Origin of the sequence: Streptomyces sp. 8N706 (assembly GCF_052245415.1) — a bacterium.
Classification (GTDB): domain Bacteria; phylum Actinomycetota; class Actinomycetes; order Streptomycetales; family Streptomycetaceae; genus Streptomyces.
The window spans coordinates 47,078-70,651 of record NZ_JBQQBW010000010.1 but is presented as its reverse complement, the minus strand read 5'-3'; the positions used below and the strand labels follow the sequence as shown (position 1 = coordinate 70,651).

Below are 23,574 nucleotides of genomic sequence, written 5' to 3'. Positions count from 1 at the left end.
CACAGCTGTGAGCGACTGGCCGCTGAAGGAGACGTATCGGAGCGCTTCGGGCGAGGTCCGTTGGACCCGCCTCGGTGAGGCGGGGAAGCCGCCCGTCGTCCTGCTGCACGGCACTCCGTTCTCCTCGTACGTCTGGCGTGCCATCGCGCGCTCGCTCGCCCACCGCCACCAGGTCTTCGTATGGGACATGCCCGGCTACGGCGCCTCGGAGAAGTACGCCGGCCAGGACGTCTCCCTGGCGGCGCAGGGCGGCGTCTTCACCGAGCTGCTGAACCACTGGGAGCTCGATGAACCGCTGGTGGTGGCCCATGACTTCGGTGGTGCCGTGGCCCTGCGGGCCCATCTGCTGCACGGCGCCCGCTACCGCCGGCTGGCCCTGGTCGACCCCGTGGCCCTCGCGCCGTGGGGCTCGCCGTTCTTCCGGCTGGTCGGAGAGCACGCGCCGGTGTTCGAGCAGCTCCCGCCCGCTCTGCACCGAGCGCTGGTCCGCGAGTACGTCAGCTCCGCCAGCGGCCCGGGCCTGCACCCGCGGACCCTCGACCGCCTCGTCGATCCCTGGCTCGGCGACAGCGGACAGCCTGCGTTCTACCGCCAGATCGCCCAGGCGGATCAGCGCCACACCCAGGAGATGGAGGGTCGCTACGGGGAGATCGCCCTGCCGGTACTGGTCTGCTGGGGCGCCGACGACACCTGGATTCCCCAGGAACGGGGCCGGGAACTCGCCACCGTGATCCCCGGTGCCCGGCTTCATCTCGTCCCCGGCGCGGGCCACCTCGTCCAGGAGGACGCTCCGGCCGAACTGACCGCCACTCTGCTGGACCATTTCGCCTGACGCTTCAGGTCTGTGGCGGTATGCCGGAGGACCGACGGATGAGGACTGGGGACTGACGCCTGACGCCTGGCACGGTCGCGGTCGCGGTGCCGGTGGTGACGGTGCTGTTCGCGACCGCGGTCCCGGCTTGGTTCATCGGCGCCGACTTCGCCGAGCGTGCCGCGGAACGCCGTACCGGGTGAACGCGCTGCGCAGGGGGGCCCGCACGCTGATCGTGGCGGCGTTCCGCACTCGCCGCGGCCCCCCAGGCGTACCTCGGAATCTCCCGCCGCCCCGCGCCTGAGCCGGATCGCACAGGGGCGTCGGACGACGGAGGGGCGCCGGCCGCGTCGTCCGTCCCGGGACAGCGAGGCCGGCGCCCCTCGGCGCCGATCGGAGTGTCGCGACGCTCGCGACGGAGGAGCGGGAGCTATGCGGCCTTCGCCTTGGTGGCGTACATGTCCACGTACTCCTGGCCCGACAGCCGCATGACGTCGCTCATGACCTCGTCGGTGACGGCCCGCAGCACATAGCGGTCGCGGTCCATGCCGTCGTAGCGGGAGAAGTCCAGCGGCTCGCCGAAGCGGATGGTCACCGGGCTGATCCGCGGCAGGCCCTTGCCGCCGGGCTGCACCTTGTCCATGCCGATCATCGCGAACGGGATCACCGGTGCGCCGGTCATCAGCGCCAGCCGTGAAACACCCGTACGGCCGCGGTAGAGACGGCCGTCGGGGGAGCGGGTGCCCTCCGGGTAGATACCGAAGACCTTGCCCTCCTCCAGCACACGGCGGCCCGTCATCAACGCCGCGACACCGCCGTGGCCGCCGTCGCGGTCGACGGGGATCATGCCGGAGGTGGTGAAGAACCACGCCATCAGCCGGCCCTTGACGCCCTTGCCCTTGACGTACTCGTCCTTGCCGATGAAGAAGACCTGCCGCTTCACGGTCAGGGCCAGGAACATCGAGTCGATGAAGGTGACGTGGTTTCCGGCGAGGATCACCGGCCCGGTCTCCGGGATGTTCTCCACGCCCTCGACCTTCGGGCGGAACAGGACGCGCATGAGCAATCCGAGAAACGCCTTGAGCAGGATGCGGGACAACGGGCCCTCCGGTCGTGATGGTCGGTTGGGACACCGTGCGGGGATCCTGTCCACCGCACGAGTGTGCAGGTGAGGACGATACTCGCGAGTCAACCACGAGCGCACGTCGGGTACACCCGGCTGATACCCAGTGTTGACCCGTGTTCCCACCACGTTCTGCCCAATGCCTCCCCGACGAAAGACGCAGACGCTTACGATCATCCGGAGTTTTGTCAGGTGCTGGCCATCACAGCAAGGAGTGTTCATGGAGCGGGAGCATCATCCGGGGAGGCGCGCCCTCCTGGGGGCGGCGGCCCTTGGAGCGGGAGCGGCCGTGCTCGGCGGGGCCGGTACCGCGGTAGCCGCCGAGCGCGGCGCGACCTCAGGCTTCGGCGGACTGCCGGTGCCGACCGTCATCGCCCACCGCGGCACCAGCGGATACCGCCCCGAGCACACCCTCGGCTCGTACCAGCTCGCCCTGGACATGGGCGCGGACGTGATCGAGCAGGATCTGGTGCCCACCAAGGACGGGCATCTCGTCTGCCGCCATGAGAACGACATCACCGGCACCACCGATGTCGCCGGCCGCCCCGAGTTCGCGAGCCGGAAGACCACGAAGAAGGTCGACGGCACTGCTCTCACCGGGTGGTTCACCGAGGACTTCACGCTCGCCGAGCTGAAGACCCTGCGCGCCAAGGAGCGCATACCGGGCACGCGGCAGAGGAACACCCTCTACGACGGCCGCTGGGACGTGCCGACCCTCGAGGAAGTCCTCCGTTGGGCCGAGGAGCAGGGCAAGCGGCGCGGGCGACCGGTGTGGCTGCACATCGAGACCAAGCACCCCACCTACTTCCGGAAGCTCGGCCTGGGCCTGGAGGAACGTCTCGCCAAGCTGCTCCGCGCCTACGGCCGGGAGGGGAAGGACGCGCCGAACTTCCTCCAGTCCTTCGAGCCGAGCAGCATCCAGCGGCTGGCCAAGCTGGTCTCCGCACCGCGCGTCGTCCTGTTCGACGCCCCCGACGTCCGCCCGGCGGACTTCACCGAGGCGGGCGACCCGCGAACCACCGCGGACCTCGTCAAGCCCGAGGGCCTGAAGTGGATCGCGACCTTCGCGCAGGGCGTCGGGCCCTGGGTGGACCTGATCATCCCGCGCGACGACAGTGGCAAGCTCGGCGAGGAGACGACGCTGGTACCGGACGCGCACGCGGCGGGGCTGATCGTGCACCCGTACACGATGCGCAACGAGAACCAGTTCCTGCCCGCCGACTTCCGGCGCGGCACGGACCCGGCGGCCTACGGTGACGCGTTCGGCGCGTTCAAGAGGTACTTCGAGACGGGCATCGACGGCATCTTCTCCGACAACCCCGACACGGCGCTGCTCGCGCAGGCGGACTTCCTCAAGGAATGAGACGCCCCCGTCACCGGGCGCGGCCCCCGCGCCGAGGGGCCGCCCCCGGCGACAGGGGACAGGGCACTTCCCCGGTTCGCCGTGCCGTCCCTCGGCATGGACAGGTGTACCGGCTCGGACTGGGGGGACCGGCTTCCGGCTCGGACAGGTGGACCGGCTCCGACACGGACGGGTGAGCCCGCCGCCGCTGTGAAACCGTCCGACGCGCGCCCGGTGTCCCGCCCGGTATGACATCGAGCGATCTTCTCACCGCCCTGCGCCCGCTGCTCGCCGCCGAGGCCGACGCCGAGGCGTACGGCACGGGAGTCGAGCCCGCGGACCTCGAACAGAGCGTCTGGCTGCGGCTGTTGGAGCGCACCAGGGACGCCGGGCCGCCGGCCGCCCCGGCGGCCTGGCTGCGAGCGGCCGTGCGGACCGAGGTCCGGACGGCGCGCCGCCGGGCGCGGCGCGAGGTGCCGTACGACCCGGGCGCCGCCGAGTCCGCCCGCGGCCGCGGGGCCGGGGAGCTCCTGCCCGTGGCCGCCGAAAGGATCGGCGATCCGGCGGCGGCGGTCGAGGACCGGGTGCTCGCCGCCGAGACCGGGCGCGCCCTTCGTACAGCCGTCACCCGTCTCCCCGGACGCTGTCCCCGGCTGCTCGGTGCGATGCTGTCGCCCAGGGACCCGACCTACCGCGAAGTCGCAGGTGAGTTGGGTATCTCACAAGGGAGTTTGGGGCCGGTACGTTCCCGTTGCCTTGGGTGTCTGCGCAGAATGCTCGCGGCGGAGGTTGCGGCTCCTGAACACGGGGGAAAGGAGCGTTAGCCGACCGGCGCCACGGAGGCCGCGTGCACCCACGCGGCTCCGGTCAGGGCCAACGGTCCGGGCGCACCCAACCACCCTCATCGCGCCCGGGCGGACCGACTAGGGGAGGCATGCGCACATGGGCATGAGCGTGACCATCTCTGCGGCGAACGAGCACGACGCCGAGCAGATTCTCAAGCTCCAGTACCTCTGCTACCAGAGAGAGGCGGAAATCTACGGCGACTACACCCTCGAGCCCCTCACCCAGAGCCTCGACGACCTCCGCGCCGAACTGAGCCAGGGCTGTGTGCTCGTGGCCCGGCTCGGCGAGGAGGTCGTCGGCTCGGTGCGGGGTGCCGTCGACCCGGACGGCACTGCGGGCATCGCCAAGCTGATCGTGCATCCGCGGATGCAGCGGCACGGGCTCGGCGGGCGGCTGCTCCGGGCGATCGAGGAGCGGCTGGCCGGGGAGCTCGAGGCGAAGCGGTACCGGCTGTTCACCGGGCACCGCAGCGAGGGCAATCTGCGGCTCTACCGGAAGTACGGCTACGCGCCCGTCGGCACGGAGCAGGTCTCCCGCAAGCTGAGTGTGATCACTCTGGAGAAGGAGGCGACGGCTCAGGCCTTCGTCGCCAGTGCCTGAATTCCCGTCGGCTACGGGCCCGTCGGACGGTCAGGCCCTGTCCGGCGGGCTCCGCGCAGCCAGAGGAGCCCCGTCACCGGGAGCACCAGCGGCAGGAAGAGATAGCCCATGCCGTAGTCGGACCAGACGGTCGCGTCGGGGAAGGCGGACGGCTCGACCAGGGTCCAGGTGCCGACGGTCACCACCCCGACCAGCTCGGCGGCGCAGCAGACCATGGCGAGCCGGCGTGCGGTCTCGCCGCCGCGCACCAGCGAGACCAGGATGAACGCGTACACCAGCGCGGCGACGGCCGACAGCACGTACGCGAGCGGCGCCTGGTCGAACTTCATGATCATCTGGGCGATCGAGCGGGACGCGGCGCCCACGGTGAAGACCCCGTAGAGCAGCACCAGCAGGCGGCCCGGGCCCTCGCCGATCCGGCTGGAGCGGACACCGGACGCCGTGGCCGTCCCGGCCCGGCTCGCGTCCGGCGCGGACGTGCCGCGGGTGGTCGTGGGCTCAGGCACCGGATCCTCCCCAGATGTCGAACAGCCGCACTTCGAGGACGGCCAGCACCACCGCTCCGGCCGACACCGTCGCCGACCCCCAGCGAGTCCGCTCCGACAGCGACAGGAAACCGGCGGCGGGCACGGCCGCGGCCGCCCCGAGCAGATACGCCAGGAAGATGCCCGTACCGTCGTCCGGCTTCTCCCCGCCCGCCAGCCGTACGACGCCCACGGCCAGCTGCGCGACCACGAGCAGGGTCACCACGGCCATGCCGATGAAGTGCCAGTCCTTCGTCGGCTGGTCGCGGTAGGCCGCGAAGCCGCACCACGCGGCGAGTGCCAGGGCGGTCGCACCGACCACGAGCGTCAGTGCGTCGATCACCGGGGCCTCACCGGGGCGCGGCGCGGCGCTGGGCCGTGGGCGGGTGTGCGGTCGACAGGCATGGGATGACTCTAATGCGCCCGATACGTCCGGCTGCGCGCGGCCCCGTGGCGGGCACGTACGCTCCTTGACCATGAAGATCCCCGCTGACGCACTGCTGTTCGACATGGATGGAACCCTGATCTCCTCGATGGAGTCGGTGCTGCGCTGCTGGACGCGGTGGGCCGAGGAGTACGGGATAGGGGCCGAGGAGTTCGCCCGGGTCCCCCTCCATGGCCGTCCCGCCGTGGAAATCATCGCGGAGCTGCTGCCGGCCGAGCGGATACCGGAGGCGGTGGACCGTATCGAGCAGCTCGAGGTCGACGACGTCCCCGGGGGTGTGGTGATCCTCCCCGGCACCAAGGAGCTGCTCTCCTCGCTGCCCGACGGCGGCTGGGCCGTGGTCACTTCGGCCACCCGCCGTCTCGCCGAGGCACGCCTGCGTGAGGTCGGTGTTCAACCGCCGCTGCTGGTCGCCGCGGACGACATCACCCGGGGCAAGCCGGACCCGGAGCCCTTTCTGCTCGCCGCGGCGAAGCTCGGCGCCGACCCCGAGCGCTGTGCCGTCTTCGAGGACGCCCCGGCGGGCCTGGCGTCGGGGCGCGCGGCCGGTATGCGCACCGTGGCGCTGGCCACGACGCACGAACGCGACGAACTGCTCGCGGATGTCGTCGTCGCCGACCTCTCGGCCGTCTCGGTGCGGCCCGCGGCACGCGGCGTGGAGATCACAGCAGGCGGCTGAGCCCCCTGGCCGTCCGGTCCCGGGCAGGCGGCCGAGCCCCTTTCCCGGCCGGTCCCGGCAGGCAGTTGGGCCTGCTGCCGGTCCGGCCCCGGCAGGTGGTCGAGTCCCCCTGCCCCGTCCGGCCCGTCGGCCCCCGCGCTCTCGGCCGCCCGCGCTTTCGCCCGCGCTTTCGGCCTTTCGGGCGGCCTGCCTGCGCTCTCGTCGCTGGTCCTGTGTCCGCGTGCCGATCAAACGTGTCCGGTATGTGGACCCGTTTGATCAGCTCGTATACGTGTCTGCTTTACTGGCCCGCATGACCACGACGAGCGACCGCACCCCTGCGATCGAGGCGATGCCAACTGCTCGTTGCCTGTGTCGAATGTGTGACCGCTGAGGGCCCCCGCCTGAGCCTCGCGCCCCGAAGCGAGACCGGCCTTTCCCGCCCGGACCGGGCAGGAAGAGCCCCGCCGCTCCGCACGTACCGACGTGCCGGACCGCGCCTTCCCTGTGTCACGCGTGCTCCGTCCGGCCCCGCCCGGACCCCTGTCGCACCGTGGCGCGCCCCGAGCCCATGCCCCGTGCCGGCGGCGATCCCGTCGTGCACTCGACAGTGATGGACATCCTGTGATCACCACAACGGACCTGACCAAGGTCTACCGCTCACGAGGCCGAGAGGTCACTGCCCTGGACGGCGTCGATCTGCACGTCCGTGAGGGAGAGGTGTACGGCGTGGTCGGCCGGAGCGGTGCCGGCAAGTCGACCCTGATCCGCTGTGTGAACCTCCTGGAACGCCCCACCTCCGGCACGGTCACCGTCGACGGCCAGGACCTCACCGCCCTCGCCGGCCGCGGCCGGGGGGCGTCTCCCGGCGGCGGCTCGCAGAGGGCGAACGCGGCCCTGCGCCGGGCCCGCAGCCATATCGGAATGGTCTTCCAGCACTTCAACCTGCTGTCCTCGCGCACCGTCCAGGCCAATGTGGAGCTGCCGCTGGAGATCCTCGGCATCTCCGGCCGGCTGCGCTCACGCAAGGCGCTGGACCTCCTCGACCTGGTGGGCCTCGCCGACAAGGCCGGGGCCTACCCGGCGCAGCTCTCCGGCGGCCAGAAGCAGCGGGTCGGCATCGCCCGCGCTCTCGCCGGCGACCCCAAGGTGCTGCTCTCCGACGAGGCCACCTCCGCGCTCGACCCCGAGACCACCCGCTCCATCCTCCAGCTGCTGCGCGACCTCAACCGGCAGCTCGGCCTGACCGTGCTGCTGATCACGCACGAGATGGACGTCATCAAGTCGGTCTGTGACTCCGCCGCGTTGATGAAGGACGGCCGGATCGTGGAGTCCGGCACCGTCTCCGACGTACTGGCCACCCCCGGCTCCGAGTTGGCGCAGGAGCTGTTCCCGGTCGGCGGCGAGGCTTCGGGCCCCGATCGCACGATCGTGGACCTCACCTTCCACGGTGAGGCCGCCACCCATCCGGTGATCTCGCAGCTGTCGCGCACCTACAACATCGACATCTCGATTCTCGGCGCCGCCATGGACACCGTCGCGGGCCGTCAGATCGGCCGGATGCGGATCGAACTGCCCGGCCGCTTCGAGGAGAACGTCGTTCCGATCGGGTTCCTGCGCGAGCAGGGCCTTCAGGTGGACGTGGCCGACGCGGCCGCCGCCGTCGAGCTCGCCGAGGAGGGCGCCAAGTGACCTGGTCGGAGATTCAGCCGCTGCTGTCCCAGGCGTGTTGGGACACGCTGTACATGGTCGGCTGGTCGGCGCTGATCGCCATCCTCGGCGGCCTTCCGCTCGGTGTCCTGCTGGTCCTGACCGACCGCGGAGGGCTGCTGCAGAACGCGGCCGTGAACAAGGTCGTCGGGGTGATCGTGAACATTGGCCGCTCGCTGCCGTTCATCATCCTCATGGTCGCGCTGATCCCCTTCACCCGTTCGATCGTCGGTACGACCATCGGCCCCGAGGCGGCGATCGTGCCCCTCGCCGTCGGCGCGATCCCTTTCTACGCCCGGCTCGTGGAGACTTCGGTCCGCGAGGTGGACCACGGCCTCGTCGAAGCCGTGCAGGCGATGGGCGGCAGCACCTGGACCGTCGTACGCAAGGCGCTGCTGCCCGAGGCCCTGCCCTCGGTCGTCTCCGGGCTGACCACCACCGTCATCGCGCTGATCGGCTACTCCGCGATGGCCGGCGCCGTCGGCGCCGGCGGCCTCGGGGACCTGGCCATCCGCTACGGCTACCAGCGCTTCGAGACCGACCTCATGCTCATCACCGTCGGCGTGCTGACCGTGCTCGTGACCGCCGTCCAGCTGATCGGCGACCTGACCGCACGCGGCCTGTCCAAGCGCGGCCGCTCCTCCTCGTCGGCACCCCGGCTGCGGCTGCTGCGCACCCCGGCTCCTGCCGCCGAACCCACCAAGGTCTCCTGACCACCGGTCCCTGCCCCACCCCCGGCAGGGCGTATCACCCATGGAGAAAGGCACTTTTCGTGCGTAACACTGCCAAGATCACCACGTCGGTCCTCGCCGCGGGAGCCCTCACCCTGGGACTCTCCGCCTGCGGATCCGAATCCGGTTCCACGAAGGCCGACGCCAACGCCCCGCTCACGGTCGCCGCGAGCCAGGTTCCGCACGCCGAGATCCTGAACTATGTGAAGGACCACCTGGCGAAGAAGGAGAACCTCGAGCTGGACGTCAAGGTGTTCACCGACTACGTCACGCCGAACACCGCAACCGAGGACGGCTCGGTGGACGCCAACTACTTCCAGAACAAGCCGTACCTCGACGACTTCAACAAGAAGAAGGGCACCCACATCGTGCCCGTCGTCACCGTGCACCTCGAGCCCCTCGGCCTGTACTCGCACAAGGTCAAGTCGGCCGGCGGCCTGGGGAGCGGCGCGACGGTGGCCATCCCCAACGACACGGTCAACGAGGCCCGCGCACTGAAGCTCCTGGACGCGGGCGGCGTGATCACCCTCAAGGACGGCGTCGGCAACGAGGCCACCCCGAAGGACATAGCGAAGAACCCCAAGAAGCTGAAGTTCAAGGAGCTCGAGGCCGCGCAGCTGCCGCGCTCCCTGGACGATGTCGACGCCGCGGTGATCAACGGCAACTACGCCATCGACGCCGATCTGAAGCCGGCCAAGGACGCCCTCGTCCTGGAGTCGCCGAAGAACAACCCGTACGGCAACTTCCTGGCCGTGAAGAAGGGGAACGAGGACGACCCGCGAGTGAAGAAGCTCGCCAAGCTCCTCACCACGCCCGAGGTGAAGAAGTTCATCGAGGACACGTACGAGGGCTCGGTCACCGCGTCCTTCTGAGCCGGCTGATCCGGCGCTGAAGAAGCCCGGCCCTCCACAGGACTGCCGTACCGGCGGGCCGTCCCTGCCTTGGCACTCGGCACCGCCCGGAATCGGCTCCGCACAACCGCGGCCGGGGCGCGCGGAGCCGGGGGCGTGCCTCCACCCGCTCCGAGCCCGTCCCCGGCCCGTCCGCGGCCCGTCCGCGGCCCGTCCCCGGCCCGTCCCCGGCCCGTCCCCGGCCTGGTCCTGAGGACGGGCCGGAGGGCGCCGTCAGCAGCGGCCGGTGCGCGACCCAGGCTGCGTTTTCGCAGACCGATGCTGCATGCTGGGCTCTCTTGCAGGCCCTGGTTACGGAGCAGCGCATGACATCCACCTTCCCGGACATCACCATCAGCACGGACCGGCTGGTGCTGCGCCCGTTCGAGGCAGGAGACGTACCGGCGCTCGCGGACATGATGAACGACGAACTCGTGACCGCCTGGACCGCCGTGCCCCAGCCGTACACCGTCGACGACGCCCGGGAGTGGGCCACGCGGCAGGCGCCCGCCCAGCGCGCCGAGGGCCGTGGCATCACCTTCGCCGTCACCGAGCTCCTCACCCAGCGTCTCGTCGGCACCGTGCATCTGCAGAACACCGACTGGCGCTGTCTGTCCACCGAGGTCGGCTATATCGTCGCTCCCTGGGCGCGGGGCGAGGGATATGCGTCCGAGTCGGTGCACGCCGTCGCGCAATGGCTGTTCGGGCACCAGAAGTTCGAGCGCCTGGAGCTGCGGACCGCGGCCGACAACACCGCATCCCAGCAGGTCGCGCAGAAGATCGGCTGTATCAGCGAGGGCGTGCTGCGCAATGCGGGAATATGCCGCAGCCGTGTCGAGAACGGCGCGGAGGGCGGCTGGACCGACATCCGCACCGATCTGATCGTGTGGAGCCTCCTGCCGGAGGACCTGGAAGACCTCGCGGCACAGCGCGCGGACGGCTTCGCCGCGTACCCCGAGTGGAACTGACGTCCCCCACGCCCGGGACGCACCCCCGGACGGCCGGGCCGGCACGCTTCCCCGACCGGCCCGGCTCCTGTCCCGGCGGTCTCCGAGGGCCGGACCCGGAGCGCCGGACCCGGCGAGCAGGGCGGCCACCCGCAGCGAAGGGGTCCGGACCTGCCGGGGTACTGTGCTCCTCCGGGGCGAACCCCCGAATCCCCCCATGTCATCCCGCCCGCGCACCCGCGGACGCCCGACCTGCGACTTGCCCAGGAGACTGACGAGATGGCCGACCGGGTCACGGTGATCGGGTGGGACGGCTCGCCGCTGACCGCCGCGGCCCGCTCCGCGCTCGGCGCGGCCACGCTGGTGGCCGGAGCCGCCCACCATCTGGCGCTGCACGAGGTTCCGCCCGCCGCGGAGCGCATCAGGCTCGGCAGCGTGGATCTCGCCGCCCGCCGTATCGCCGCGCACCGCGGCAGCGCCGTCGTGCTCGCCGACGGCGACCCCGGCTTCTTCGGCGTCGTACGGACCCTGCGCGCCCCCGAGTACGGCCTGGAGGTCGAGGTCGTCCCCGCGGTCTCCTCCGTCGCCGCCGCCTTCGCCCGGGCCGGTATGCCCTGGGACGACGCCCAGGTCGTCGTCGCACACAGCCGGGACCTCCGCCGAGCCGTCAACGTCTGCCGCGCCCACAGCAAGGTCGCCGTGCTCACCTCACCCGGCGCCGGTCCCGCCGAACTCGCCCTGCTCCTGGGGCCGGTGCACCGCACCTTCGTCATCTGCGAGGAACTCGGCACGGCCCGCGAACAGGTGACCGTCCTCACCTCCGACAAGGTCGCCGACCACACCTGGCGCGACCCCAACGTCGTCATCTCCATCGGCGGTTCCCAGACCCAGTCCGCACCGGGCGCCGCAGGCCAGGGCGGCGGCTGGATCGCGGGGCGGGACCCGGCGCAACCGCCCGCGGTCCGCGGCTGGGCGCTCCCCTCGTACGACTACGGCACGCCCGAGCTCGGCGAGGGGGAGTCGCCGCAACTACGGGCCGCCCAACTGGCCCGGCTCGGACCGCATGTCGGCGACCTGGTCTGGGACATCGGTACGGGCAGCGGCGCGGCCGCCGTCGAGGCCGCACGTTTCGGCGCGGCCGTCATCGCCGTGGACCGCGACGCCGACGCCTGCGGACGAACCGCCGCGGTCGCCCGCCGCTTCGGCGTCCAACTCCAGCTGGTGCACGGCACAGCACCACAGATCCTCGAAGACCTGCCCGAACCGGACGTGGTCCGGGTCGGCGGCGGCGGAGCCCCGGTCGTCGCGGCCTGCGCGGCTCGCCGGCCGGAGCGGATCGTCGCCCATGCCCCGACCCGCGACGCGGCGGAGGCCATCGGACGGGCTCTCGCCGACGGCGGCTACGCCGTGGAGTGCGCGCTCATCCAGTCTGTGGAGTTGGACACGTCGGTGTCGTCCGGATGGGCCGAACATGAGCGCACCGTCGCTTTTCTGCTGTGCGGCCACCGCCTGCCCAGGCCTTGAGACGGTCCCTCGGAAATCCGCCCCCTGACCTGTGGGGCAACCGTCGGCAGGTAGGCTGGCGGACCGTTGTACTGCCGCACGGCGTTCGGCGCTTCGTTCGCCAATGTCCGGTCAGCACCCCCGGTTTGAGGTGAGTGCATACGACGATCGGGGGACGCGCCACGTGCCGCCCGGCGCATACGCTCGTTGTTCCTTACGGGGCGGCCGCTGCGCCGCGGTCGGGCGCGCCGGACGAGCGGTTGGAAGGAGCACTTACCGATGGGCGAGGGGTACGCATGACTGACACCGGCCAGGTCCCGGGCGAGGGACTGCCGGAGAACGCAGGCGGACAGCAGGAGACGCCGCAGTACGCGGCTTCATCCACCCCCGCAGGCGCCGGCCCGTCGGAGCAGCCGGGCCCGATGCCGGGCCCCGACGCGTACGCCTACCACGGCCCGGGCGAGAGCGGCGGCGAGGACGACGATCTGCTGCTGATGCCCGGAGCGCAGGGAGCGTGGAGCGACCAGCCGTCCGCGCACGCACAGCACCCCGTGCAGCCGGAGCAGTCCCCGCACGCCCAGCAGTCGGTGCACTCCCCGTACACGGTGCAGTCCGAGCACGCGGTGCAGGCGGACCACTCGGTGTACACCGGGCATTCCGGATACGGCGAGCACGCTGTTCCGGCGCAGCACCCGCCGTCCGCGCAGCCCTATGTGCCGCCGCAGGCACAGCGCGACTCCGGGGGGTACGACCCCGCTATACATCAGGCCGGGGCCCATGAGACCGGAGGCCGCGACACCGGCTCCGTCGACTACGGCGCCGTACGGATTCCGCAGCCGGCCGCGGGGCAGCCCGACCCACGCCGGCCGTCGGGCGGCGGTACCCCCTCCTCCGCCGGACCCGCTCGGCGTCCGCTCCACCTCTGGCCGCAAGTGCCCGACAACACCTGCGGAGTCGTCCGTTCCCTCGCCGACCGGGGTCCGGCGGGCGCGCCGTCCACATCCACCCGTCCGTCGGGCCCACCGACCGTCGGGCCCGAGTATCTGGACGTGCCGCGGGAGGACATCCCTTCCGTACCGCTGTACGGAGAGCAGCCTGCGGCGTCGCTGCCCGGCCCGCAGCTCGGTGAGATTCCGGCGCAAGGGGTTGCCTGGGACGCCCCGCCCGTTGATGCTCAGCCAGTGGACACCTCGCCGCAGGCTCCCCAGCCGGCCGGGCCGCCGGTCAGCCCCGCACCGCCCTCCACGGCTGCCGAGGACGGCCCGGCCGAGGTGACCGGCCATGGGCCATCGGCCGGGGCGGCCCCCGGGCCCGCCCCGGAGCCCTCCGCTCCGGTTCCTCCGTCCGCTCCCGAGCCCGGCATGGCGCAGCACGGTGTACCGGCGGCCGGGCCCGAGACGATCTCCGAGCCCGCGCCGGAACAGGCCGGCGCGGCCCAGGCGGTGGACGCGGCCGTACCGGATCCGGTGGTTCCGGAGGTCGCGCGGGAGCCCGAGAATCCGGCGGTGACCGAGTCCGCACCGGCGTCGTCCGCGTCGCCGTCGGCTGAGAAGCCGGTCGCGGCGGGGGGAGAGAGCTCTCCGGAGCACGGGCCCCGGGCACAGGGGGCTCAGGAGCCGCAGGTTCAGGAGACCGGATCCCAGGACCCGGGCTCTCAGGAGCCGGATTCTCAGGGGCAGGGCGTCCCGGTGCAGGCTGCTCCGGAGCCGGGTTCTCAGGGGCCCGGCTCGGCCGTGCCCGTCACCGCGGCCGATCCTCACTCCGCGACACCGTCCCAGGAAGCTCCCGTTCAGGACGTCTCCGCAGAGGCCCCAGGGGCTACGGCCGCCGGTACCGCGCCGCACGCCGCCGCCGCTCCGGCCACGGCCGAGCAGGTGCCGGGAGAGACAGCGCCGGAGACCCCGGACCCCCAGGAACTCCCGGCCGACACGGGCCGGCAGCCGGAGCCCGCGCCCGCCGGGGCGGAAGCGCCCACCGGCGAAGAGGCTCCCACCGGCGAAAGGGCGGCCGCGGCCGAGGCGCCGACTGCCGCCGAGCAGTCCGCCGAGGGCCCGGCCGAGCCGGAGGCCGCAGCTTCTGCTGACAGCGGGACGACCGTTGCGGATACCCCCGCCGAGCCCGAACTCTCCGCCGGTCCCGCGGCGCAGGACGAGCCCGGCCGGGCGGCCGTGCCCGGCGGTGGCCCCGTGCTGGCCGATGCACTCGTCGGATCCCGGACCGCAGCCGCCGGCCGGCCGGAGCCCGAGCCCGTACCGGAGCCTGCCGAGGGCGAGGCCGCAGCGGAGCAGGGCGAGCAGGCTGCTCCGGTGGAGGACGCGCCCGCCCCCGTCCTCGTCGCCGACGAGGCAGCGGCCGAAGCACCTACCGATGCGGATGAGGACGCAGACGCGAGCGCGGATGCGGACGCAGACGCCGGGACACCGGCGGACGCCCAGGAGGGCTCCGCCGCCGCGGCCGGATACGGCGACGCCGAGCGCGAAGCCGTGCTCCGCGTCATGCGCGAGCGCCGTGACATCCGCAACGGCTTCCGCACCGACCCCGTCCCCCACGACGTCCTGCTGCGCGTCCTCGCGGCCGCCCACACAGCGCCCAGCGTCGGCCACTCCCAGCCCTGGGACTTCGTCGTCATCCGCTCCGCCGAGACCCGGCGGACCATGCATGAACTGGCCACCCGCCAGCGCGAGGCCTACGCCAAATCCCTCCCCAAGGGCCGGGCCAAGCAGTTCAAGGAACTCAAGATCGAGGCGATCCTCGACACCCCGGTGAACATCGTCGTCACCGCGGACCCCACGCGCGGCGGCCGCCACACCCTCGGACGCCACACCCAGCCCCAGATGGCGCCGTACTCCTCCGCGCTCGCCGTGGAGAACCTCTGGCTCGCGGCCCGGGCCGAGGGCCTGGGCGTCGGCTGGGTCAGCTTCTTCGACGAGCGGGAGATGGTCCGCGCCCTCGGCCTGCCGGAACACCTCGAGGTCGTCGCCTACCTCTGCGTCGGTTACGTCGACGAGTTCCCGGACGAGCCCGAGCTGCTCCAGGCGGGCTGGTCCAAGCGCCGCCCCCTGTCGTGGGTCGTCCACGAGGAGACCTACGGCCGACGGGCCCTGCCCGGCGCGGAGCCGCACGACCTGCTCGCCGAAACGCTGCAGGGCATCCGGCCCCTGGACGCCAAGGCCCTGGGCGAGGCGTGGGAGCGTCAGAAGCGGATGACCAAACCCGCCGGCGCGCTCGGCATGCTCGAGATCATTTCCGCCCAGCTGAGCGGCCTGTCCCGGAAGTGCCCGCCGCCCATCCCGGAGCCCGCGGCTGTGGCGATCTTCGCGGGCGACCACGGCGTCCACGCCCAGGGCGTGACCCCGTGGCCCCAGGAGGTGACCGCACAGATGGTCGCCAACTTCCTGGGCGGCGGGGCGGTGTGCAACGCCTTCGCCAACCAGGTCGGTGCCGAGGTGTGTGTGGTGGACGTCGGCATCGCCGGCGACCTGCCGAGCACTCCCGGGCTGCTCCCCCGGAAGGTACGGGCCGGTACGGACGACTTCACGGCCGGGCCCGCGCTGTCCCGCGAGGATGTACTGCGCGCGATCGAGGTGGGTATCGAGACGGCCCGGGATCTCGTCGCGGCAGGCAACAAGGCGCTGCTCACCGGGGAGATGGGCATTGCGAACACCACCGTGTCCGCCGCCCTGATCTCCGTCTACACCGGAGTGGACCCCAGCGAGGTCACCGGACGCGGCACGGGCATCAACGACGAGACGCACGCGCGGAAGGTCGACGTCGTACGGCGCGCCCTGAGCCTGCACCGGCCGGATCCCGCCGACCCGATCGGTGTACTCGCCGCGGTCGGCGGACTGGAGCACGCGGCGATCGTCGGGCTGCTTCTCGGCGGGGCCTCACTGCGTACACCGGTGATCCTGGACGGGGTCAGCGCGGGCGCGGCAGCCCTGGTGGCACGGGCCATCGCCCCGGAGGCCCTGGCCGCGTGCATCGCGGGCCACCGGAGCGCCGAGCCGGGCCATGTCGCGGCTCTGACGAAGCTCGGGCTGCGTCCGCTGGTCGATCTGGACCTGCGGCTGGGCGAGGGCACCGGCGCGCTGCTGGCACTTCCGCTGGTACAGAGCGCGGCGCGGGCCATGCACGAGGTGGCGACGTTCGACTCGGCAGGCGTTACGGAGAAGGCCTGACGACGAGGCCGATCCGGCGCCACCTGGCCGCTGACCGCACCAGAGCCGTTGACCGCACCAGGTCACCTCGCCACCGGGCAGACCTGGCCGACGCCGCACCGGCTCCCGCCCGGGCGCGCCGCGGTCACCGCGGAGCTTCCGCCCGGGCGGCGCCACGGCGCCCGGAGCGGGCCCCGAAGGGTGGCGCAGGGCTCCGGCCTGCGATGATCTGCTGGGCCGGAGGCCGCACCGCCCCGTAGGGTGGCCGCAGCAGGGCCGACGCCCGCCCCATTCCGCCGCTTCAGTGCCGCAGCGGCCCGGATTCCCCTCTCCAGGATGAGGAGCCGCACCGTCATGACCGACAACGCCCCTGCCTACCCCGTCGGACTGCGTCTCGCCGGACGCCGCGTTGTGGTGCTCGGCGCCGGGCAGGTCGCACAGCGGCGGCTGCCCGGGCTGCTCGCCGCAGGGGCCGACGTCCTGCTCATCGCACCCTCCGCGACCCCTTCGGTCGAGGCGATGGCCGAGGCGGGCGAGTTGCGCTGGGAGCGGCGGCCGTACCGCGAAGGCGACCTGGCGGACGCCTGGTACGTGGTGATCACCACCAATGATCCGGAAGCGAACGCGGCCGCCTCGGCCGAGGCGGAGACACGCCGGGTCTGGTGCGTCCGCAGCGATGACGCGGAGGCCGCCACCGCCTGGACGCCGGCCACCGGCCGTAGCGAAGGTGTGACCGTCGCGGTCCTCACCGGCCGTGACCCGCGGCGGTCGGCCGATGTGCGGGACGCCGTGGTGGAGGGCCTGCACGACGGCACCCTCGCCGCGCCCCGGCACCGGGCCCGTACGCCCGGCGTCGCCCTGGTCGGCGGCGGCCCCGGCGACCCCGATCTGATCACCGTCCGCGGGCGGCGGCTGCTGGCGGAGGCCGATGTGGTGATCGCCGACCGGCTGGGCCCGCGCGATCTGCTCGACGAACTCCCGCCGCACGTCGTGGTGATCGACGCCGCCAAGATCCCGTACGGCCGGTTCATGGCACAGGAGGCCATCAACAACGCGCTCATCGAGCACGCGAAGGCAGGGAAGGCGGTCGTCCGGCTCAAGGGCGGTGACCCCTTCGTCTTCGGCCGTGGCATGGAGGAGGCCGAGGCACTGGCGGAGGCCGGAATTCCGTATACGGTCGTGCCCGGCATCTCCAGTTCGATCAGCGTCCCCGGAGCGGCGGGAATTCCGGTCACCCACCGCGGGGTGGCCCATGAGTTCACCGTGGTGAGCGGTCATGTCGCGCCGGACGATCCGCGGTCGCTCGTCGACTGGCGGGCGCTCGCCCAGCTGCGCGGCACGCTGGTGCTGCTGATGGCGGTCGAGCGGATCGGGGCCATCGCCGAGACGCTGATCGAGCACGGCCGGGCGGCCGATACGCCGGTCGCGGTGGTCCAGGAAGGCACCACGGCCGCCCAGCGGCGGGTGGACGCCACGCTGGCCGACGTCGCGGAGACGGTGCGCACCGAGGGCGTACGGCCGCCGGCCGTCGTCGTCATCGGCGAGGTCGTCGCGGTGGGCCGCGGCTGACGTCCCACCGTTGGCACCGTATCCAGGACAAGGCAGTATCACCCTGTGGCTGATCTCATCACGGTCGATGATCCCGCCGACCCGCGACTGCGCGACTACACGGGCCTGACGGACGTCGAGCTCCGCCGCAAGCGGGAGCCCGCGGAGGGCCTCTTCATCGCGGAGGGCGAGAAGGTGATCCGGCGGGCGAGGCACGCCGGGTACGAGATGCGGTCGATGCTGCTGTCGGCCAAGTGGGTCGATGTGATGCGGGATGTGATCGACGAGGTTCCGGCGCCGGTCTACGCCGTGACCCCGGACCTCGCGGAGCAGGTCACGGGCTATCACGTGCACCGCGGCGCGCTGGCCTCCATGCAGCGCAAACCGCTGCCGGCGGCCGGTGAGCTGCTGGCCGGGACCTTCCGCGACGGTGCGCAGCACAGCTCCAGCAGACGGGTCGCGATCTTCGAGGACATCGTCGATCACGCCAATCTCGGGGCGGCCTTCAGATCGGCGGCCGCGCTCGACGTCGATGCCGTCCTCCTCACCCCGCGCTGCGCCGACCCCTTGTACCGGCGAGCGGTCAAGGTCTCCATGGGCGCGGTCTTCCAGGTCCCGTGGACCCGCATCGATCCCTGGCCCCAGAGCATCGAGTTCCTGCGCGACCAGGGGTATGTGACGGCCGCGTTCTGCCTGAGCGACAACGCGATCACCCTTGACGAGCTCGCGGCGCGTCGGTGCGAAAGGCTCGCCCTGATGTTCGGCACCGAAGGCGACGGGCTGACCACCGAAGCCCTCCGTGGGGCGGACGAATGGGTGCGCATCCCGATGGGAGGGGGAGTCGACTCCCTGAACGTCGCGGCAGCCTCCGCAGTGGCCTTCTACGCCACCCGCCTCTGACGTTCCGCTGGTCCGGGGCTGTGCCTGCAGGGCTGTCGTCGGCCTCGGCGGGGCGCCCCGCCATCTGTTCCGCTGACGCCGCCTCAAGCATCGCCCCGACCCGGCGGACCGGGGCCAGATCGGGGCGTATGCTCTCGTCAGTCCACTACGGCGCGCACGATCAGCGTGCCGATGTGGCCGTCCTCGGGAGCGTTGAGGACGCTCGCCTCGGCGGTGGCGAACCCGGCCCGGAGGAGGTGCTCCTCCCACACCTCGGGCCATGTCCTTGGTGCCCTCGGCATAGGTGTCCCAGAGCTCGCGCTCGTGGTCGATGTTGTGCCGTGCAGGCAACACCTTCCCCTTACGGGTCGGATGCGGGCCGGCCCACGCCGGGTCCTCCATGGCGGTGACGAAGTAGGCGAGGCTGCGAACGGCCTGTGAGACCGGCCGCTGCTGAGCAGGGCCTCGTCAATGGAGCCTGACCGGGTTTCCTCAGTGGGGCGCGGCGTGAGCGGGCCGTTCCGGCAGACCGAGGCTGCGGGCCGGACCCTGGCATCCCTGGGCCGCAGCGATGCCCAGCGCCACGAGCAGGGTGACCGTGACGAACACGATCAGCCGCTGGCGCAGCAAGCGACGGTCGGGACCGGGGCGGCGTCCGCCCGCGGTGGGGCGTGCGGGCGTACGGCCGTTCGGGCGCGTGCCGTTGCGGGTGGTGGGCGTGCGCTGGCCGGGACGCACCCCTGAACGCGGTCCCGTACGGGGCATGGAGGCACGAGGCGACTGGGTGCGGTGCGCGGGCGTGGCCGACGGGCGCCGCTCGGTGCGCTGCCGATCGTACTCCTCGGCGAATCCGCCGGCCGGCCGGGCCGGTTCCCGGCCGTGTGCCTCGCGGGCTGCGATCTCCTTGAGCCGCATCGACAGCTGCAGGGTGCTCGGCCGCTCCTCCGGGTGCTTGGCGAGACAGGCCTGGATCAGCGGGGCCAGCGCGTCGGGCACACCGTACAGATGGGGTTCCTCATGCACCACGCGGTAGAGCATGACCTCCGAACTCCCCTGCCCGAACGGGGAGTCCGCGGTGGCGCAGTAGGCGAGGGTCGCACCGAGCGCGAACACGTCGGTGGCCGGAGTCACGGCCGCGCCGCGCACCTGCTCCGGTGCGAGGAAGCCCGGCGACCCGACGGCCGTGCCGACATGGGTCAGTGTGCTGGCACCGGTCGCCCAGGCGATACCGAAGTCGATGATCCGGGGGCCCTTGGGGGAGAGCAGGATGTTGGACGGTTTGAGGTCGCGATGCACAACTCCTGCTTCATGTACGGCCACCAGGCCCTCGGAGAGGGCGGCGCCGATCGACGCCGTGCGTGCCGCGGAGAGCGGGCCGTCCTCGCCCACCTTGTCGTGCAGCGAGGGCCCCGGCACGTACTGGGTGGCGAACCACGGCCGGTCCGCGTCCAGGTCGGCGGCGACGAGCCGGGCCGTGCAGCCGCCGCGGATACGCCGGGCCGCGGAGACCTCGCGCGCGAAGCGCGACCGGAACTCCTGATCCTCCGCCAGGTCCGGCCGGATCACCTTCAGCGCCACCCGCTGCCCGCGCCGGTCCGAGCCGAGGTACACCACGCCCATCCCGCCGGCGCCCAGCCGCCTGTGGAGCCGGAACGAGCCGACGACACGCGGGTCCTCGCGCCGGAGCCGCATCATCGCCATGTCCGTCCCCTACCTCCGTGGGGAGGCCCCACTCCGCTGCCCGTCCGTCTGACGTGGCACAGCTTACGGATTGACGGCCCGGTGTGCTCATAGGCCGCGCATGCGTCGGCAGACGGATTGTCAGTGCCGGGTGGGATCCTTGAAAAGTGGCCCGGGGCAGGCATTTCGACAGCTCCCGTGGCCGTGCGAGATCTCAACGATCCGTCGCAGAAGGGGGATTGAGTCGGTGAAGGGTGACCGGGTGGAGATAGTCGTGGACGCCGGGGACACGACTCGTACGTATGAAGTTGTGGCCGCGCGGGCGGGCCGCAGGGTGGAGACGGCTGTGCGCAGGGGAGTGGTGGAAGTGAGCGAAGTCACCAGGAACGGCTCGGTGGTGCGCACCGCGCGCTTCATGGCCAACCGCGTGCTGGCACTGGTGGAACAGCCGGTGCCCAGGACCGACGCGGGCGAGCGCCCCGTGGAGGAGACGGTCGTGGAGTAGGGGTGGATCTCCACCCTGGGGAGTACGTCCACGGGAGGTCTGTCATCCTCCGGGAGGCCAGGCAATCGATACGCGGCATGACGCCGCTGTCCCGGCGCGTCCCTAGTGTTGAACTCAAGCGGCGGGCGCCGCACTCGTCCCCCGAGGTCAGACGCCCGCCGCCCCGACACGACGGGAGCGGGGCCATGGTGTACGCGGCAGGACGAGCGGCCACGGGGTCGCAGGGGCACAAGGCACTCGCCGCGTTCGGCGTCCGCCGGTCCGGCAGGCGTCACCCGCTGGTGGCAGCCGCGATGGTGCTGCCGCTCGCGGCGCTGCTCGTGGTCGCGTTCGGCGGCTGGGAGGCCGTCGTCGTCCAAGCGTCGTCCGTGGCCGGAATCCTGGGGCGCTGAACGGCACTCCAGGCCCGGGAGAGCGGCCCGGGAGGCCTCCGGTCATAGCCCCGTGGGGACGGGGGTGCGGCGGACGGCACGATCGCCCGGACAGCTGGGGAGCTGTCCGGGCGTCGCGCCGTCCGGGGCCGTACGCCGTGGGCGGTGCGCACGAGGCCGCAGGACAGGGGCGGTACGTCGTAGGCGGTATGACCCGGGCGTACAGCATGGGCAGTACGGGAGGGGCGGGAACGACGCCCCTCATGAGACGGGCGTAGGCATGGTCCGTACTACGCGGGCTTCATGACGCGGGTGCAGGTATGGGCGGTGCAACGCGGACCTCTTGACGCGGAGGTAGGTATGGGCGGTGCGACGCGGGCTGCATGACGCGGACGTAGGTGCGAGCGGTGCGCCACGGGCCGTATGACTCGGGCGGTACGGCATGTATGGGACGCCGCGGGCCGTAGACGCGGGCGTACAGCGGGGGCCGTACGGCGCCGTCGTACGATGCGGGCGCCCGACCACGTGCGCCGTACGCTGCGGGACCGAGGACGCCGTGGAACGCGCACGCACACAGGGTTTCAGGACGCGGGGCTTGGACCACTCAGGGCTTCCACCACACAGGGCGGTGCCCCCGCAGGCCCGGACCGAGCACCGCCATTACTACGCACGCACGCAGGGGGACGCCATGGGCACGTCGTTGACCTACCGGTTGACGGCGCTCGGCCGTGACATGGGGGGCGACGGGCCGGCGGTCGTGCTGGCGGACCGTTCCGACGGCACCGTCGTGCGCGTGGGACCTGTCGTGTCCAAGGCACACGCGCCCGACAGCGACACATCAGCCCTCGTCACCCGACTCCGTACGGCCGCGCACCCCCGCCTCGGCGGCATCCTGCTGCCGCCCCTGTACGAGGGCAGGCTGCTCGACGCCGAGGGCCGTCCGGCCAGCCTGTGGCCTCTGGGCCTGCCCGTGGCACCGGACGAACCGGACGCCGCTCCCTGGGAGGAGACAGCAGCCCTGCTGGCCCGGCTGCACTCCGTACCGACGGCCGGGCTGCCGGGCCCGCTGCCGTCCATGCGCGGCCCCGCCAAGGTCGCCCGGGCCGCCGCCCGGCTGCGGGCCGTCGCGCCCACGCCCGCCGGGGAAACGGTGCTGCGGGCCTGCTCCGGGCTACCGCCCTGGGCGCGGGGCGAAGCCGCCCCGCCGCGCGCCGACACGCTCTGCCACGGCGATCTGCACCTGGGGCAGCTCGTCAGGTATCCGGTTCCCGGCGGCCCGTGGCTGCTGATCGATGTCGACGACCTCGGTCTCGGAGACCCGGCCTGGGATCTCGCCCGCCCGGCGGCCTGGTACGCCGCCGGCCTGCTCGCCCCGGACGTATGGCAGCGCTTCCTCACCGCCTACCGCGCGTACGGAGGCCGAGCCGTCCGTCCCGATGGCGACCCATGGCCGGAACTGGACATCCCCGCCCGTGCGCTGACGGTCCAGTCGGCAGCGCTGGCACTCGTCCGGGCCGCCGCCGAGCGCCGCGCCCCCGATGAGGTGGAGGAGGCACTCACCGATGCCTGCGCACGGATCGTCCGGCTGCCTTCCGACGTGGCGCCGGACCGTACGCCGTAGGGTGAACTCGTCGTCGCCGGGCAGTACTTCCCGGGCGATTCCGATGAACTGGCGAGGAGCTGAACCGACCATGCAGTGTCCCAAGTGCCATGCGCCGATGCACACGTACCACCGCAACGGCGTCCAGATCGAGCAGTGCAGCGGTTGCCGGGGGATATTCCTGGACTACGGGGAGCTGGAGTCGCTGACCCGCCTCGAGTCGCAGTGGGTGCAGCAGGCCCCGCCGCCTCCCGCGGCCCCGCAGGCGTACCCGGCCGCTCCCGCCTGGGGGGCTCAGCAGCACGGCCAGCACGGCCACCACGGTCACCACCGCCACAAGAGCTTCGGCCGGATGCTCTTCTCCTCCTGAGCCCCGAGCCGCCCCCGGGAGCTCAGCAGAGAGCCCGGAGCGCTGGGCCCGTGAGACCCGTGAGAGCTGAGCCGGGGAAACAGCGGAGGGCCGGAGCGGAAGCTCCGGCCCTCGGCCTCTGTGCGTGGACGATACTGGGATTGAACCAGTGACCTCTTCCGTGTCAGGGAAGCGCTCTCCCGCTGAGCTAATCGTCCTCGGTGGTGCGGTGCTGCGTGCGCGATACTGGGATTGAACCAGTGACCTCTTCCGTGTCAGGGAAGCGCTCTCCCGCTGAGCTAATCGCGCGGGTGGGGTGCGGCACCCGAAGATGCCGCAGATCGTGCAGGGGCCC

At 72.2% G+C, this 23,574-nt stretch carries 21 protein-coding genes and 2 tRNA genes; 17 read left to right on the top strand and 6 right to left on the bottom strand.

Annotated elements, in window-relative coordinates:
* Positions 1–7 precede the first annotated feature (7 nt).
* Complete coding sequence (locus tag ACTWQE_RS06630) at positions 8–832, top strand: alpha/beta fold hydrolase (RefSeq protein WP_443327859.1); 825 nt, start codon at positions 8–10, stop codon at positions 830–832.
* A gap of 409 nt (positions 833–1,241) precedes the next feature.
* On the opposite strand, the gene ACTWQE_RS06625 is transcribed toward ACTWQE_RS06630, so the two are convergent.
* Positions 1,242–1,910, bottom strand: coding sequence for a lysophospholipid acyltransferase family protein (locus ACTWQE_RS06625; RefSeq protein ID WP_443327858.1), 669 nt, complete (start codon positions 1,908–1,910; stop codon positions 1,242–1,244).
* Positions 1,911–2,154: 244 nt separating this feature from the next.
* Between ACTWQE_RS06625 and ACTWQE_RS06620 the strand changes: the two genes are divergently transcribed.
* The 3 genes from ACTWQE_RS06620 to ACTWQE_RS06610 all read left to right on the top strand — a co-directional run bounded on the left by ACTWQE_RS06620 (position 2,155) and on the right by ACTWQE_RS06610 (position 4,722).
* On the top strand, positions 2,155–3,297 hold the full coding sequence (locus ACTWQE_RS06620) for a glycerophosphodiester phosphodiesterase (protein ID WP_443327857.1): 1,143 nt from the start codon (positions 2,155–2,157) through the stop codon (positions 3,295–3,297).
* Positions 3,298–3,524: 227 nt separating this feature from the next.
* Complete coding sequence (locus ACTWQE_RS06615; protein WP_443327856.1) at positions 3,525–4,100, top strand: sigma-70 family RNA polymerase sigma factor; 576 nt, start codon at positions 3,525–3,527, stop codon at positions 4,098–4,100.
* Between the two features lie 118 nt (positions 4,101–4,218).
* Positions 4,219–4,722: a GNAT family N-acetyltransferase gene (locus tag ACTWQE_RS06610; RefSeq protein WP_443327855.1), complete on the top strand. Its 504-nt coding sequence runs from the start codon at positions 4,219–4,221 to the stop codon at positions 4,720–4,722.
* An 11-nt stretch (positions 4,723–4,733) separates the two neighbouring features.
* Here ACTWQE_RS06610 and ACTWQE_RS06605 read toward each other — a convergent pair whose 3' ends face one another.
* Positions 4,734–5,228 carry a hypothetical protein gene (locus tag ACTWQE_RS06605; protein WP_443327854.1) on the bottom strand — a complete coding sequence of 165 codons (495 nt, stop codon included), beginning with the start codon at positions 5,226–5,228 and terminating at the stop codon, positions 4,734–4,736.
* Complete coding sequence (locus tag ACTWQE_RS06600; protein WP_443327853.1) at positions 5,221–5,589, bottom strand: hypothetical protein; 369 nt, start codon at positions 5,587–5,589, stop codon at positions 5,221–5,223. Before ACTWQE_RS06600 ends, ACTWQE_RS06605 begins: the two co-directional genes overlap by 8 nt.
* Positions 5,590–5,722: 133 nt before the next feature.
* On the opposite strand from ACTWQE_RS06600, the gene ACTWQE_RS06595 reads away from it, so the two are divergent.
* From ACTWQE_RS06595 to ACTWQE_RS06555, 9 genes are all read left to right on the top strand, one after another.
* Positions 5,723–6,370: an HAD family hydrolase gene (locus tag ACTWQE_RS06595; RefSeq protein WP_443327852.1), complete on the top strand. Its 648-nt coding sequence runs from the start codon at positions 5,723–5,725 to the stop codon at positions 6,368–6,370.
* 603 nt (positions 6,371–6,973) lie between these two features.
* Positions 6,974–8,041: a methionine ABC transporter ATP-binding protein gene (locus ACTWQE_RS06590; RefSeq protein WP_443327851.1), complete on the top strand. Its 1,068-nt coding sequence runs from the start codon at positions 6,974–6,976 to the stop codon at positions 8,039–8,041.
* Complete coding sequence (locus ACTWQE_RS06585; RefSeq protein WP_443327850.1) at positions 8,038–8,772, top strand: methionine ABC transporter permease; 735 nt, start codon at positions 8,038–8,040, stop codon at positions 8,770–8,772. The genes ACTWQE_RS06590 and ACTWQE_RS06585 overlap by 4 nt, the downstream gene beginning before the upstream one ends.
* 59 nt (positions 8,773–8,831) lie before the next feature.
* The gene (locus ACTWQE_RS06580; protein WP_443327849.1) at positions 8,832–9,662 is read left to right on the top strand and encodes a MetQ/NlpA family ABC transporter substrate-binding protein; all 831 of its coding nucleotides are present in this window, start codon (positions 8,832–8,834) and stop codon (positions 9,660–9,662) included.
* Between the two features lie 344 nt (positions 9,663–10,006).
* On the top strand, positions 10,007–10,648 hold the full coding sequence (locus tag ACTWQE_RS06575; RefSeq protein ID WP_443327848.1) for a GNAT family N-acetyltransferase: 642 nt from the start codon (positions 10,007–10,009) through the stop codon (positions 10,646–10,648).
* A 258-nt stretch (positions 10,649–10,906) separates the two neighbouring features.
* A complete protein-coding gene (cbiE, locus tag ACTWQE_RS06570; protein WP_443327847.1) occupies positions 10,907–12,151 on the top strand; it encodes a precorrin-6y C5,15-methyltransferase (decarboxylating) subunit CbiE in 1,245 nt (414 codons plus the stop codon).
* Between the two features lie 275 nt (positions 12,152–12,426).
* Positions 12,427–16,308 (top strand): nicotinate-nucleotide--dimethylbenzimidazole phosphoribosyltransferase, encoded by a 3,882-nt coding sequence (gene cobT, locus ACTWQE_RS06565; protein WP_443327846.1) that lies wholly within the window; start codon positions 12,427–12,429, stop codon positions 16,306–16,308.
* Between the two features lie 333 nt (positions 16,309–16,641).
* Entirely contained in the window at positions 16,642–17,856 is a 1,215-nt protein-coding gene (cobA, locus tag ACTWQE_RS06560) for a uroporphyrinogen-III C-methyltransferase (RefSeq protein WP_443327845.1), read from the top strand.
* Positions 17,857–17,901: 45 nt separating this feature from the next.
* Positions 17,902–18,735, top strand: a complete 834-nt coding sequence (locus ACTWQE_RS06555) for a TrmH family RNA methyltransferase (RefSeq protein ID WP_443327844.1) — start codon at positions 17,902–17,904, stop codon at positions 18,733–18,735.
* A 471-nt stretch (positions 18,736–19,206) separates the two neighbouring features.
* Here ACTWQE_RS06555 and ACTWQE_RS06550 read toward each other — a convergent pair whose 3' ends face one another.
* Positions 19,207–20,415 carry a protein kinase domain-containing protein gene (locus ACTWQE_RS06550; RefSeq protein WP_443327843.1) on the bottom strand — a complete coding sequence of 403 codons (1,209 nt, stop codon included), beginning with the start codon at positions 20,413–20,415 and terminating at the stop codon, positions 19,207–19,209.
* Positions 20,416–20,641: 226 nt separating this feature from the next.
* On the opposite strand from ACTWQE_RS06550, the gene ACTWQE_RS06545 reads away from it, so the two are divergent.
* From ACTWQE_RS06545 to ACTWQE_RS06530, 4 genes are all read left to right on the top strand, one after another.
* Positions 20,642–20,899, top strand: a complete 258-nt coding sequence (locus ACTWQE_RS06545; protein ID WP_443327842.1) for a hypothetical protein — start codon at positions 20,642–20,644, stop codon at positions 20,897–20,899.
* Between the two features lie 185 nt (positions 20,900–21,084).
* Positions 21,085–21,291, top strand: coding sequence for a hypothetical protein (locus tag ACTWQE_RS06540; protein WP_443327841.1), 207 nt, complete (start codon positions 21,085–21,087; stop codon positions 21,289–21,291).
* Between the two features lie 667 nt (positions 21,292–21,958).
* Positions 21,959–22,891, top strand: a complete 933-nt coding sequence (locus tag ACTWQE_RS06535; RefSeq protein WP_443327840.1) for a phosphotransferase — start codon at positions 21,959–21,961, stop codon at positions 22,889–22,891.
* Between the two features lie 70 nt (positions 22,892–22,961).
* Positions 22,962–23,240: a TFIIB-type zinc ribbon-containing protein gene (locus tag ACTWQE_RS06530; protein ID WP_443327839.1), complete on the top strand. Its 279-nt coding sequence runs from the start codon at positions 22,962–22,964 to the stop codon at positions 23,238–23,240.
* A 125-nt stretch (positions 23,241–23,365) separates the two neighbouring features.
* Here the strand turns inward: ACTWQE_RS06530 and ACTWQE_RS06525 are convergent.
* Both ACTWQE_RS06525 and ACTWQE_RS06520 read right to left on the bottom strand, forming a co-directional pair.
* Positions 23,366–23,437: transfer RNA gene (locus ACTWQE_RS06525), tRNA-Val, on the bottom strand.
* Between the two features lie 19 nt (positions 23,438–23,456).
* Positions 23,457–23,528 (bottom strand) — tRNA-Val (locus ACTWQE_RS06520).
* Between the last annotated feature and the right edge of the window lie 46 nt (positions 23,529–23,574).

What these genes read in the sequence shown, in the direction of transcription:
- ACTWQE_RS06550 (WP_443327843.1), bottom strand. Translation starts at nt 20,415, where the DNA reads ATGGCGATGATGCGGCTCCGGCGCGAGGACCCGCGTGTCGTCGGCTCG.
- cbiE (WP_443327847.1), top strand. Translation starts at nt 10,907, where the DNA reads ATGGCCGACCGGGTCACGGTGATCGGGTGGGACGGCTCGCCGCTGACC.
- ACTWQE_RS06530 (WP_443327839.1), top strand. Translation starts at nt 22,962, where the DNA reads ATGCAGTGTCCCAAGTGCCATGCGCCGATGCACACGTACCACCGCAAC.
- ACTWQE_RS06595 (WP_443327852.1), top strand. Translation starts at nt 5,723, where the DNA reads ATGAAGATCCCCGCTGACGCACTGCTGTTCGACATGGATGGAACCCTG.
- ACTWQE_RS06535 (WP_443327840.1), top strand. Translation starts at nt 21,959, where the DNA reads ATGGGCACGTCGTTGACCTACCGGTTGACGGCGCTCGGCCGTGACATG.
- ACTWQE_RS06620 (WP_443327857.1), top strand. Translation starts at nt 2,155, where the DNA reads ATGGAGCGGGAGCATCATCCGGGGAGGCGCGCCCTCCTGGGGGCGGCG.
- ACTWQE_RS06610 (WP_443327855.1), top strand. Translation starts at nt 4,219, where the DNA reads ATGGGCATGAGCGTGACCATCTCTGCGGCGAACGAGCACGACGCCGAG.
- ACTWQE_RS06575 (WP_443327848.1), top strand. Translation starts at nt 10,007, where the DNA reads ATGACATCCACCTTCCCGGACATCACCATCAGCACGGACCGGCTGGTG.
- cobA (WP_443327845.1), top strand. Translation starts at nt 16,642, where the DNA reads ATGACCGACAACGCCCCTGCCTACCCCGTCGGACTGCGTCTCGCCGGA.
- ACTWQE_RS06540 (WP_443327841.1), top strand. Translation starts at nt 21,085, where the DNA reads ATGGTGTACGCGGCAGGACGAGCGGCCACGGGGTCGCAGGGGCACAAG.
- ACTWQE_RS06615 (WP_443327856.1), top strand. Translation starts at nt 3,525, where the DNA reads ATGACATCGAGCGATCTTCTCACCGCCCTGCGCCCGCTGCTCGCCGCC.
- cobT (WP_443327846.1), top strand. Translation starts at nt 12,427, where the DNA reads ATGACTGACACCGGCCAGGTCCCGGGCGAGGGACTGCCGGAGAACGCA.